This is a genomic window from Viridibacillus sp. d25.2, assembly GCF_055456015.2.
Map to the genome: position 1 here is coordinate 3,730,885 of NZ_CM196652.1, position 13,226 is coordinate 3,744,110.

The following is a 13,226-nucleotide window of genomic DNA, read 5'->3' on the forward strand; positions in this document are numbered from 1 at the left end:
GAAATGAGATTGTTGCTGTGTTCACTTTTATTATTTCCCTTTAACAAAATTTTAAACCACATCTACCTAAAAAGTTTGAAATTTTCAAAAATAAAAAAGAGCATTAGGAATTTTCACTAATGCTTAACACTTTCAATTGTAAAATTATAATCATTCATCTTATTGACATTCTGAAGTTGATAAATATTTAATAAATGATCTAGCTTTTTACTTAAGCGGATGGTTTCAATATTTGAAAAACCATGTTCAATTCCAGAACGGATCATCATTTCTCTTGTAGATTCTAATTTTTTCAAGATGGAATCAGACATTTACCATCCTCCTCTCAAGCTAAATTCTGTTCATTATTATACTATTATTCCCACTTTTTCGGAAATGAAACTTTCGACAACTTTCGACACTTTAACTTCTTGCATCTTCCATGTATTGATAAATTACAGTACCGCCTTGTTTTGCTACTCCACGAAAATGTTTAAAATCCTCTCTCTTTACTAGGACTTCTCTAAAAGCATAAAATTCTTTTTTATCAACTGTGATATCATCTCGCTTACCAATTTTCAATTCGTCTAACATATCTTTATATGAATTCATTTCTTAAACTTCCTTTTCATTTAAAATTTCCTTTTTTTAAAATAATAATAGAAAATACTTTACCTGAGACGTGTTTTCGTGCAAACTGTAAAGTATTAGTAGGTGAAGGAGCTGAATTTCTATGAAAATCGCTGAAATCGGAAATATCATTGAATTTAACGACGGTCTACAAGGCATTGTTGAGAAAGTAAATGAAAACTCTGTTATCGTCAACCTTACTTATATGGAAAATTTCAACAGCCTAGAGGTTGAAGAAAAAACAGTGGTCAATCACAAACGCTATAAAATATTATACAGTAACGAAGTTTAAAAAAGATGTTCAATGCCCTTAATGAATACATATGTAACATACTTATAGCAATTACTATTCGTTAACAGTATAATTTACTAGACATTGGACATCTAAAACACTACAATGATTGTATTTGAGTCTGCGCCGTCCCTCAGAAACTGAAGGGCGGCGTCTCTTTTGTACAAAGGCTATAAATATGTTGAAAATGATTTATAGGCTTTCTTTAAATATTCTGTTGGAGGTGATTATTAATATGAAGAAGCACACGAGTATTTTAGTGCTTATTCTTTCATTGGTATTCATATATGTTCTTCTATATTTTAGTTTCGAACAAAAAGCTGTATTTTGGTATCTATACACTTTTACAATGCTAGTTGGTATGGCTTTTGCATTCGCTTTCGGAAAAATAGAAGACAAAATCAAAACGTGGGAATACTTATTATTTGGAATAGGTTTTGGGACGATTGTATATGGCCTAATTTCATTAGCATATCGTTTACTACCTTATTTATCAAAAGAATTACTTGCAACAGTTCATCAATTTATCAAAACGTTTGGACCTAGCGCTTTATGGCACTATATTTTACTAATTTTGATCATCGCTACTGCGGAAGAATTATTCTGGCGTGGATATGTTCAACAACAATTAAAACAGTATATGAAGACGCCTTATGCCGTTATTCTAGCAGCCATTTTATTTGCAATGTCCCTTGCAGTCAGTGGCTTTTGGCTAGGTGTATTAGCTGCTTTTAGCACTGGCATTATCTTTGGCTTCCTGTATGAATGGAAAAAAAGCATGCCCATTATCATTGTCGCTCACCTTGTCATGATAACACTATTATTCCTATTATTTCCACTATATTGATTTTTTAACTCACAAAAAGACCAATCGATCAAAAATCGATTGGTTTTTTTGTGAGTTTTTTAATAAGATAAATCTTTTATAGATAGACCCATTTTTTTTAATAATGCAATTGCTTGATCTTTTTCTTCAGACGAAAGGGCATTAGTAAGCTCGTATAATTGTTCTTCGTGTCTTGGGAACAATTCATCCATAAAAGCTTCTCCTTCAGTCGTAATTTCAGCATAGGTGATACGACGATCTGAAGGACAAGATATACGATTTATGAAACCTCTTTTTTCTAATTTGTCAATTACATATGTAATTGACCCACTTGCCAAAAGAATTTTATTCCCTATTTTTTGTAATGGTTGTCGTCCTTTATGAAAAAGCAACTCCAAAACTGCAAATTCTGTTGGGTTAAGCCCATTATCTTGAAAAAATTGATGTGTGCATTCATTTATTGCTTTATTTGCTCTCGATAAAACGATAAATAGTTTTAACGATTGTTTGATTTCTTCTGATGTCATTTCAATTCATCCTTCATATCCATTATCTTGATTTAAAGCTATTATATCGATAATGCTGAAGCTTTGTCAAAATAGACACTGAAAAACCTATACACCCTTTTAGCTGGTGTATAAGCTTTCTGGTTTTGGTTCATATTGAGGAATTGAAGGGTCAACTCCTAAAGGTAATGTAATCTCAAAGCTTGTCCCTTTTTGTAATTCACTAGATACTTCAATTTTACCACCGTGCTCTTCAATTGTTTTTAACACGAATGGCAGACCAAGACCTGTCCCACTTCTTTTAGTGGAATAAAATGGCATGAAAATCTTCTGCATTTCAAGCTCGCTCATTCCTGAACCACAGTCTTTAATTGTCAGCTTCATCTGCCCCATAAAGTCAAAGGTTTGGGTAATCGTTATTTCTCCACCATCTGGCATTACTTCAATAGCATTTTTTATTAGATTTATAAGTACTTGTTTGATTTTAAAATCATCCGCGTATATATATCCCGGTTCAAAATCCGGTTTGTTATAAATAATATTTACGTTTTTCATTAAAGCATTTGGTAGCATTAGCTCAAGAACTTTAGTTACAATGTCACTTAAAGATAGCATACTCTTTGTCCATTCTTTCGGTTTAGACAATACTAAAAACTCGTTGAGAATCGCTTCCATTCTCTCAAGTTCACTATCAATAACTGATAAATAACGTCGGTTTTCCTCACTTGCACTTATTTTCAATAATTCAGTAAAACCTTTTAATGAAGTCATAGGGTTACGTATCTCATGTGCTATACTCGCAGCAAGTTCACCTAGTATGTTTAGAGAATCTTGATGTTCAACTTGATGTTTTAAGTTCATCATTTCTGTGTCATCACGAATAACAGTCATGTGAAGATCTGACATCGCATCGTAGGTACTTACAATATTAAGATACCTTGTGTATTCATTTGCAAACTGAAGATTAAAAGTATGCTCTGCTTTACCTGTCGTTGATAGATTTTCAATAAAATGACAAATTTCATTTGTGTTTCCTTGGAATATGTCCAATAAAACAGATGATTTATTACCGAGAAGGCTCTTTCTAGACACTTGTAATAATTCCTCTGCCTGATTATTAACTTCTAAGATATAGCCATTTTTATCAGTTAATATAATGCCATTCGTAGAATAGTTAAACACATGATTAAATTTCTTCTCACTATCATTCAATAAATTAAAAGTCGGTAATTTTACAGTAGATTGCTCAAATCGTACCATCATGACATTATATTTAGTATAATGGAAGCCGGTAATTCTAACTCCTTCAATTATACTTTGATTTATATTTAAATTAACCACGCATGCTGCATGCTTTTCGTTGATTAGCTGATGAATAAAATGTTGCCAATCTGCTTTAAAAGACTCTTCTACAATGGATTCTAAATCCGTATCTAGGTCGATAGCTAACATTTCCTTCGCAGGATTATTAATTTTAACCATTCTGAAATTAGTATCTAAAATTGTAAGTGGGTCTTTTATTTCCTTAAATAAATAGTCAAACGTTGGATTAATACTACTCGTCATACGCTGTTTCACCGTACCTTTCGTTTACTTCTATAACCCTATGCATCCTATTAAAATAGTATTCATATATAATCGAAAATAAAAAGATCACAATAAAGACACAAATATTTTATATAATATTCAGATTATTCCACAAAAAATAATATTTAGGAATAGGCCTTTATACTTATATTGCAGAAATTTCTCAATATTGTTACAATCTATAACAGTTACACATATGTTACTTTCTCATTAATAACAGCCTACAGTACGCTGTTTTTCAAAGGAGTTCACTAATATGAACATAGTACTAGCAACATTAAATGCAAAATATATCCATACAAATATTGCATTGCGCTATTTAAAATCATTTTCCGCACCCGAATTCGACCCAATTATCGCTGAATACACTATTAAAGATCCTTCTTTTAATATTGTTTCTGATATTTATCAAAAGAAACCGGATATCGTGGGTTTTAGCTGCTACATATGGAATATTGAAGAAACAATTCGCGTCATTCGAATGCTAAAAAAAATTAGTCCTAATACGAAAATAATTCTTGGTGGTCCTGAAGTATCTTATGATGTGCATGATTGGCTTCGTCGACTTAATGACGTGGATTATATCATCATGGGAGAAGGGGAATATTCGTTTAAACAGCTCCTTTTCCACATGAATGGTGATCTACCGCTTGAAGATGTCCCTGGAATCTGCTACTTAAAAGATGACAAAGTTGTTATTCATCCTCAGCCTAAAAAAGTCGATTTACGCGAAATGCCAAGTCCTTATCGCTTAGAAGAGGACATTCCTGATATCCCAAAACGAATTTCATATATAGAAACAAGTAGAGGATGTCCATTTAGCTGTCAATTCTGCCTATCATCTATTGAAGTTGGAGTCCGTTATTTTAACCGTGAAAAGATAAAAGAAGATATTCGTTATTTAATGAAGCATGGTGCTAGAACGATTAAATTCGTTGACCGTACATTTAATATTAGCCGAAGTTATGCAATGGAAATGTTCCAATTTTTAATTGATGAGCATACACCAGGTGTAGTTTTCCAATTTGAAATTACAGCAGACATTATGCGTCCTGAAGTAATTCAATTTTTGAATGATAACGCACCTAAAGGGCTATTCCGCTTTGAAATAGGTGTTCAATCGACAAATGACTTAACAAATGAACTTGTTAAACGAAGACAAAATTTCGAAAAACTATCTCGTACGGTTACAATGGTCAAAGAAGGTGGAAAAATTGATCAGCATTTAGACTTAATCGCAGGGCTACCTGAAGAAGATTACGCAAGTTTCCGCCAAACTTTTAATGATGTCTTTGCAATGCGTCCTGAAGAATTACAACTAGGTTTCTTAAAACTACTCCGAGGGACAGGTTTACGCTTACAAGCAAAAGAATATGGCTATGAATACGTTGATATGGCACCTTATGAAATTTTCGCCAACAACTTATTAACATTTGATGACATTTTACGTATTAAACAAGCAGAAGATGTGTTAGAAAAATATTGGAACGATCATCGTATGGATCGTACTGTTGAATATCTAGTAACTGAAGTATTCGAATCCCCATTCGACTTCTTCCAACAATTCGGTACTTATTGGGAAGAACGGGCATGGTCGAGAATAGGACATCAGCTTGAAGATTTATTTAACCGTTTACTTCAATTCTTACATGACCGTGGTAACGTCAATTTAGAATTCGTAACTAACTTAATGCAACTTGATTATTTAGCAGTCCAACAATTCCAGCCTCGTAAAATTTGGTGGAATAAACGAGTTTCTAATGAAGAATCAAAAAAACTTTTCCAACAGTTACGTGAAAACCCGGCAATTGCTGGAGAAGAATTTGCTTCTTTCCAATTAAATGAGAAAGAATTGTATAAACATACTTTACTTGTTCCTTTCTCGCTTAATTATGAAGCATTAGAAAATGGTCAGCTTGCAGCACAAAATGGTTATTTATTAACTTACTTCAGAAAAGATAACAAACCTTACTTTACTACTATACCAAGCACTCTCATTTCTTAATAACAAAGCAGAGCAAACGCCATTACATATTGGCCTTTGCTCTGCTTTTCTTATGTCTGTTACTAAAAGTGATAGTACTATAAATTTTAAAAAATCGCCTCGTTCTTAACATTATGTTAGAACGTAGGCGATTTTTGTGGATTACCCAATAATTACTCGTTCTTTTGGGTAATGATATTTGGTTCGATTAGCCTTACCTCCAAGAGAATATAAGAAGGATATAAGACCAACTCGACCAATGAACATAAGTAGTATCATGATTACTTTTCCAACTGGTGATAAATGTTCTGTCAAGCCTAGCGACATACCACATGTTCCGAATGCCGATGTAATTTCGAATACAATTTGCGTCAATGTAGCTTCCGGCTCAGTGATTAATAAAATCATAGTTGCAACAATTACCATTGCTATAGCTAAAATGATTACAACATATGAGCGATACACGTCAACAATGTGAATTTCACGATTAAAAATTTGAATTTCTTCCTTACCTCTTGCGAAATTAATTAAAAATAATATTGCAATCGCAAAAGTAGTTGTCCGAATACCACCTCCAACCGAACTTGGGGAAGCTCCGATAAACATTAAGAAGCTTAAAAAAACATCTGTCGCTTCACTAAATTTCGTGACATCTATTGTCGTTAAACCTGCCGAACGTGCTGAAATAGAATGAAACATCGCTGAGAAAAATGCTTCATGCCAACTCATCCCTTTAAATGCATGAAACGATTCAATAAGAAGTATTACGAAAGTACCGAAGAGAAATAACACTGCATAAGTAGTTGTAGTAATTTTCGTAAACAATGAGAAACGGAAATTTCTATTTTTATTTTCCAAAAATGCTTTAAGTTCAATCAATACAGGGAAACCAATTGCCCCTAAAGTAATTAATAACATATTGATTACTTGTACAAAATAATCGCTATGGAAAGGTAATAATGACATCCCTGTTATATCAAAACCACCATTTGTCGTTGCGGAAATGGCGCCGAAAATACCATGTATCAATGCTTCTTTAAAGTTGTCGAAGTACTGTACGAAATAAAGAGTTAATACGGTAGCCCCTATAAGTTCAATCGTTATTAATATTTTCACAATTTCTTTAATTAAATACACGACACCTGATAATTTCGTTTGGTTATGATCGACCATAATAAGTTGACGTTCACGCATCCCGATCTTTTTCCCGACAAGTAACCAAACAAAGGTACCTAAAGACATAATCCCAATTGCACCTAATTGTAAAATAAGCAGTAGCATAACAATACCAAAAATTGAATACGTTTCAGATACATTCGTAACTGTCAAACCGGTAACACTGACTGCACTAACTGCCGTGAATAAAGAATCTAGTAATGAAACTTCTACACCAGATTTATGTACACCCGGTAATCTTAAAAGGACAAAAGAAATAGCAATCGCTATAAAGTAATATGAAACAATCGCCTGGAATGGTGTTGCCCGTCGATTGATATCTTTAGTAAAACCCAAATAAATCGAATCCTTTCACTCTTGAGAGCAAGATACTTCCTATTGTATGAAAAAGTCAGGGAAAAGGAAAGTACCTAAAGATATTCCCTAGAGACTTTTCTTTCTACTCTATTCTACCCTTTTCACAAACAGAAAAACCCTATTCACCGCTCACTTGGTAAATAGGGTTTAGTAAATTATTTAGTTACATCTGCTTTTTTCTTTTTACTAACACCTACAAGGTAGCCACCTACTGCTAGAACAACAAGTACAATCCAGAATGTCATTTTCCACACAGTTGAATGTGGGAAATTTTCTTCTAAAATTGCTACTTTTGGATGTGCTAATGTTAATACTAATAGTTTTACGCCAACCCATCCAACAATTAAAAACGCTGCTGTTTCTAATGATGGATAAGATTGTAGCAATTTAACAAACCATTGTGCTGCAAAACGCATAATGATTAAACCAATGATACCACCTAAGAACATCACTGCGAATTGTCCGCCGTTAATACCACCAACTTGTAAATCACCTAGTTCAGGTAATGTAACAGCTAGGGCAACTGCCGCAAGCATTGAATCAATAGCAAAAGCTAAATCTGCTAACTCTACTTTAAATACTGTCATCCAGAAGCCAGAACCCTGTTTCTCTTCGGCCTCTTCCCCCTGGTTTTTTTTCTTCCAATGATCATACAAGTGTTTGAAACAGATGAATAGTAGATACGCCGCTCCTAATGCTTGAATTTGCCAGAAGTTCACTAAAAATGTAATCATAAATAGCGCAGCAAATCGCAATATGAACGCACCTAACAAGCCGTAAAATAATGCTTTTTTCTGTTGTACAGGTGGTAAGTGTTTAACCATAACAGCCATAACAACCGCATTATCTGCCGCTAATAAACCTTCTAATACAATCAGGACTAATAGCACCCATGCATATTCCAATAATATCGCGTCCATCCAATTTCCTCCTTTTTCAAACAAAAATAAAAGACCCATGCCTAATAAAAGGCAAAGGTCTCGCTTAGCAATTAAAAAAATTCATTTGCTCTCATAACCGATGGCTATTAAACCATGTAATGACGACTATGAGGTAGGTTTCCCTATAGCTACTCCCCTTTGACAAAATGTCAAAAGTAATTAAGTTTGTTTGTATTTTTATTATAGCTAAAAGAATTATCGATGTAAACTTTTTTCTAGGCAAAAATACTATTTTTCCATGAAGATAGCTTTACATTTTACTTAATTTGAATCTGATAGCCTTTGTTCCTTTTGTGTTCATTATAAAACTCTACCATCGTAGAGATTGACCCAACGAAATCCGCACATTGAATAGAAGATTCAGCTAAAAGTCTCTCTGCTATCTTCGTATCAAATGATGCATTCCACGTTAAATAATCTAGCGTCTCATACTCAACTCCAAGTGCTTTACGTATAGGTAAAATGCTCATCGATCTTCTTGCAAGACTCAGTGGCAGTCGCCCTTTTGGTTTCTTTCCAGTTACAGAACGTACCATGGCTCTATATATTTCCTGAACAGGATGAGGATTTGGATCAGTCATATGCACTGTTTGTCCGGTCGCTTCAGAAAACGTACTCAAATAGACAGCACCTTCAGTTATATAATCTATAGGTACCACATTTAATCTGGCATCTGATTGACCGATATATGGAATGATTGGGAGCCATTTTAACCGATCAATCATATTCAAAAAGAAATACGGCCCATCAAATTTAACCGTTTCTCCGGTTTGTGAATGTCCTCTTACAATACCAGGTCGAATAATTGTTATTGGAACAATTGTCTTTAATTCTTCTACTAATATTTCTGCTTCGAATTTCGTTTCTTCATAGAAATTTTTGAAACTTGTTGGACGGATTAATTCTGTTTCTCTTAAAATCCCTTCACGGGTTCCTGCAACATATGCCGTGCTAAAATACATATATCGCTGTATATTTTTTATCTGTCTAACAAAAGCATTGACCATTGATGTACCTTGAACATTTACTTTCCAAGCAGCCTTTTTTGGTACCGCTAGATCATAAATAGCAGCTAAATGCCAAACGACGTCAACATCATTCAATAATTGCTCAAATTGATCATCGTTAATATCTAAGTTTGGAAATGTAATATCACCTACAATAATAGTTATTTTCTTATCTGGATAGTCTTTTAATATAAGTTCCGCTTCAGCTTCTGCTCTTTGTTTTTCCGTTATTAATACAACGGTATATACTTTATCGTACTTATCATGTTTAAAAGCTGTACGAATAATTTGGCTAGCTATAAAACCTGGAAATCCCGTAAAAAAACCTGTAGCCACCCCATCCACCCCTTAGTTATTATGCCTTCATTTTCTTATGCAAAAAACGTGTTTCGCGATCAAATAAACTGTAAACAATCGGTACAATATAGAGAGTTAATAATGTAGAACTTACTAATCCACCGATTACAGCAATCCCCATCGGTTGATTCATTTCGGTTCCTTCACCTAAACCAATAGCTAAAGGTATCAATCCTAGAACAGTCGTTGAAGAAGTCATTAATATAGGTCTTAAACGATCTCTAGCAGCAATGACAATCGCTTCATAAGATGGTGTACCAGCAGCCTTTTGCTGATTAATGTAATCGACAAGAACAATCCCATTATTTACAACAATTCCAACTAAAACAAGGATACCAATAATGGCGGTCACCCCAATTGGCGTATTCGTTAACACTAAAGCAAGTGCAACACCAATAATCATTAATGGAACAGTGAACATGATGACAAATGGATATTTAAATGATTCAAATTGAGCAGCCATCACGATATAAACAAGTACTACTGCTAATGCAATAGCTAAAATCATATCGTTAATCGAATCATCAAACAATTCACGATCTCCACTAAATTTAATCGATGTACTGTCTGGAAGATTAAGCTCTTTAATTACTTTATCAATTTGTTCTCCCGCTCCAGTTAACGTTTGTGATGATTTATACTTCAAAATAAAGGCAACGGATGGCAATTGGTCCGTACGCCGGATGGACACAGGTCCTTTTTTCACTTCAACTTCAGCTACATCCTGTAAGTCAACAAATTCACCTGTAGCACTACGCAATTGCAGCTTCTTTAATTGCTCTATACTGTTTTTAAATGCATTTCCGTAATTCACAACAACTGACTGCACTCTATCTTGGTCTGTCAAAATTTGTGTTGCTGTGACACCTTTTGTCATTTGTTGTACGGTCTGTGCAATTTGAGAGGGCACAAAGCCTAATTGGGCTGCTTTCTGTTGCTTTACATTTACTTGTATTTCTTCTACCGTATTATTGAGGTCATTTTCAACTTCAGTAATATCTGAAATTGCCTCGATTTTCTTCTGAATATCTGCCACAGCTTGCTTAAGGCGGCTATGATCTGTGTCAGACACTCTAAATGTTAAAGTATTAGGAGTTGAACCTGAAGCAGCTTGCATATTAAAACTAACATTTGCCCTATTTCCTACTTCTTTTTGAACATCTTTTTGTACATCATCTATAAATTCAAATACAGAACGCTTTCGCTCATTAAGTGCTACTAGTTTGACAGAAAGTTCAGCCTCATTTGCTTTAGAATTTCCTCGCGATTGCGTTTGCTGATTCCCTCCTATTAAACTAACGTAAACTTCAACATCCTTTTCTTTTTTTAATCTCTCCTCAATTAACTTAACCACTTCTTCCGTTTTAGAAAGTGCTGAGCCATTTTTAAGTTTCACAGAAATAGAAAAGAATCCTTCATCGGTAGATGGTAAAAATTCCATGCCAGTACGAGATATTCCAAAAACCGATAGAACAAGTAACAATAGCGTTACAGAAAGCACTAAAAGTCTATGCTTGATTGCCCACTCAACTGAATTTTTAAATGCCGTATACCTTTTAGAATTACTACGCTTTTCTTCCGTATCTCCTGGCTTTACCTTCAACAAATGGCCAGCCATCATAGGTACAACCGTTAACGCAACAGCTAAAGATGCAAATAAGCTAAAAGAAATCGTCAATGCAAACTCAGTGAAAATCTTACCAATTAAACCTGTTATAAAAATTACTGGTACAAACACTGCAACTGTCGTTAAGGTAGATGCAATAATAGCTAATGCTACTTCTTTCGTTCCTTCAGATGCTGCTTGCTTTGAGCTTTTGCCCATCCCTAGATGTCGTTCAATATTCTCGATTACTACTATGGCGTTATCTACAAGCATACCAATCCCTAAAGCTAGTGCCCCTAGCGTTAATATATTCAATGAAAAATTTGCAAAATACATAAGAACGAAAGTCACGATAACTGAGTACGGGATTGCTACAGCAATAATAATTGGACTACGAATGCCTCTCAAAAAGGCAAATAAAACTAGCATAGCGAAAATACCACCGTAAATAAGCGATGAACCAATATTATTAATTGCTAACTTTACATAATCCCCTTGGTCAAATAATATATCTGCCTTTACTCCTTCATACTGCTTTTGAGCTAATAAAGTATTTAACGCGGCCTGAAAATTCTTTGAAACTTCTGCTGTATTAGCACCCGATTCTTGTAAGACGGACATTAAGACAGCTGGATGCTCATTTGCTCTAGTAATTGTTGCAGTAGGCTGCTCAGCCACTTTTACATTAGCAATGTCTTGTAATTTTATTTCCTCTCCATTTAAAGGGTTTGTTTTTACGATAAGTCTCTTTAAATCGTTAACAGAGGTTAACGTGCTTAACACTCTGACAGTCAGTTGCTGTCCTTTACCTGTTTCAATAGGATCTCCAGGTAGTGAAATATTGTTCCCTTGAATTGTTTGTACAATATCTGCTTGTGTTAAACCGTTTTTAACAAGCTTGTCCTTAGCTAAGGTTATACGCATTTCTTCAATAAGAGTTCCTGAAGTATTTACACTAGCAACACCTTCAGTTCGTAGTAAATCTTGCTCTAGTCTTTCTGCTAAAATACGGATATCTTGATTGTCACCCGTTGCTTGTAATGTCAGTTGAATAACTGGAAACTGAGCTGGGTCAAACTTTAGAAATTGTGGACGATTAGCATCAGATGGAATAGGAGTTTGATCTATTCGTTGTAACACATCTGTTTGTATTTTATTAATATCTGTCGACCAATTGAATTCAAGCATCATAAAATTTGCGCCCTCTTGAGAAGTCGATTGTATCGATTTAATCCCCGGTAAGGTTGATAGTGTACGTTCTAAAGGTTTTGTTACCTTTTCATTCACTTCAGCTGGACTAGCTCCTGAATAATTTGTAACGACTACACCAATTGGCGGATTTAGCTCAGGAATTAGGGTTACCGGGATTTTAAAAAAAGATACTGCTCCTAAGATAATTACAAGCAACATCGTCACTATTGTAAAAACTGGCCTCTTGATAGAAAAATCACTAATCTTCATTGCACTCGCCCCTTATATACTCATTCTTTTAATCATATTGAATTATTGATATAACCACAAATATTTTTCAGATAATAAATTTTTTTCAGACTTTTATCAAGCCATTTAACAGACATAATATTGACATGTTTAGCAAGAGTTATAGCTGATAGAGAAACTTTTAAAATTAATATCGAAAAAGATTATGAAGAATCATTTATAGAAGTGTCACTGTTTCTCAAAAATAACATAAAAAAGTCGCCCCAACTAAATAGAGCACTGAAAAAGTCCATAAAATGAATTTTAGCCATGGCGGAACGATTAATCGTTTCTGCCATGGCTTTTTCTTCGATGCCGTTAATTTCCGTTCCGGCGGACGCTTTCCTGGGGGCGAACCTTGAGCCTCCTCGTCGCTAACGCTCCTGCGGGGTCTCAAAATGTTCGCTGGTTCCCCGAGGAGTCGCCGCCTGCACTCCAATCAACTAGTTTATCTTTTTATTGAGTTTTTCATTCTTTCCGCTTCACATACAAGATGCAA

General features: G+C 34.5%; 11 protein-coding genes. 3 read left to right on the plus strand and 8 right to left on the minus strand.

Features of this window, described 5'->3' with window-relative positions; all coding sequences use genetic code 11:
• Window positions 1-116: 116 nt before the first annotated feature.
• On the minus strand, window positions 117-311 hold the full coding sequence (locus ACZLO7_RS18415; RefSeq protein ID WP_464937852.1) for an aspartyl-phosphate phosphatase Spo0E family protein: 195 nt from the start codon (window positions 309-311) through the stop codon (window positions 117-119).
• Window positions 312-402: 91 nt separating this feature from the next.
• Window positions 403-591 (minus strand): protein YkzS, encoded by a 189-nt coding sequence (gene ykzS, locus ACZLO7_RS18420; protein ID WP_464937853.1) that lies wholly within the window; start codon window positions 589-591, stop codon window positions 403-405.
• A gap of 121 nt (window positions 592-712) precedes the next feature.
• On the opposite strand from ykzS, the gene ACZLO7_RS18425 reads away from it, so the two are divergent.
• A complete protein-coding gene (locus ACZLO7_RS18425) occupies window positions 713-901 on the plus strand; it encodes a YkvS family protein (protein WP_038183507.1) in 189 nt (62 codons plus the stop codon).
• Window positions 902-1,136: 235 nt separating this feature from the next.
• Window positions 1,137-1,748 (plus strand): CPBP family intramembrane glutamic endopeptidase, encoded by a 612-nt coding sequence (locus ACZLO7_RS18430; protein ID WP_464937854.1) that lies wholly within the window; start codon window positions 1,137-1,139, stop codon window positions 1,746-1,748.
• A 59-nt stretch (window positions 1,749-1,807) separates the two neighbouring features.
• On the opposite strand, the gene ACZLO7_RS18435 is transcribed toward ACZLO7_RS18430, so the two are convergent.
• Window positions 1,808-2,254 carry a MarR family winged helix-turn-helix transcriptional regulator gene (locus ACZLO7_RS18435; RefSeq protein ID WP_464937856.1) on the minus strand — a complete coding sequence of 149 codons (447 nt, stop codon included), beginning with the start codon at window positions 2,252-2,254 and terminating at the stop codon, window positions 1,808-1,810.
• A gap of 99 nt (window positions 2,255-2,353) precedes the next feature.
• Complete coding sequence (locus tag ACZLO7_RS18440) at window positions 2,354-3,799, minus strand: ATP-binding protein (protein WP_464937858.1); 1,446 nt, start codon at window positions 3,797-3,799, stop codon at window positions 2,354-2,356.
• Window positions 3,800-4,076: 277 nt separating this feature from the next.
• Between ACZLO7_RS18440 and ACZLO7_RS18445 the strand changes: the two genes are divergently transcribed.
• On the plus strand, window positions 4,077-5,825 hold the full coding sequence (locus ACZLO7_RS18445) for a B12-binding domain-containing radical SAM protein (RefSeq protein WP_464937859.1): 1,749 nt from the start codon (window positions 4,077-4,079) through the stop codon (window positions 5,823-5,825).
• A gap of 141 nt (window positions 5,826-5,966) precedes the next feature.
• On the opposite strand, the gene ACZLO7_RS18450 is transcribed toward ACZLO7_RS18445, so the two are convergent.
• From ACZLO7_RS18450 to ACZLO7_RS18465, 4 genes are all read right to left on the minus strand, one after another.
• Window positions 5,967-7,316, minus strand: coding sequence for a TrkH family potassium uptake protein (locus ACZLO7_RS18450; protein ID WP_464937860.1), 1,350 nt, complete (start codon window positions 7,314-7,316; stop codon window positions 5,967-5,969).
• A 176-nt stretch (window positions 7,317-7,492) separates the two neighbouring features.
• The gene (locus ACZLO7_RS18455) at window positions 7,493-8,257 is read right to left on the minus strand and encodes a MeeY/MeeF family manganese export membrane protein (RefSeq protein ID WP_464937861.1); all 765 of its coding nucleotides are present in this window, start codon (window positions 8,255-8,257) and stop codon (window positions 7,493-7,495) included.
• 278 nt (window positions 8,258-8,535) lie between these two features.
• Window positions 8,536-9,621: an SDR family oxidoreductase gene (locus ACZLO7_RS18460; protein WP_464937863.1), complete on the minus strand. Its 1,086-nt coding sequence runs from the start codon at window positions 9,619-9,621 to the stop codon at window positions 8,536-8,538.
• Window positions 9,622-9,640: 19 nt separating this feature from the next.
• Entirely contained in the window at window positions 9,641-12,709 is a 3,069-nt protein-coding gene (locus ACZLO7_RS18465) for an efflux RND transporter permease subunit (protein ID WP_464937864.1), read from the minus strand.
• Between the last annotated feature and the right edge of the window lie 517 nt (window positions 12,710-13,226).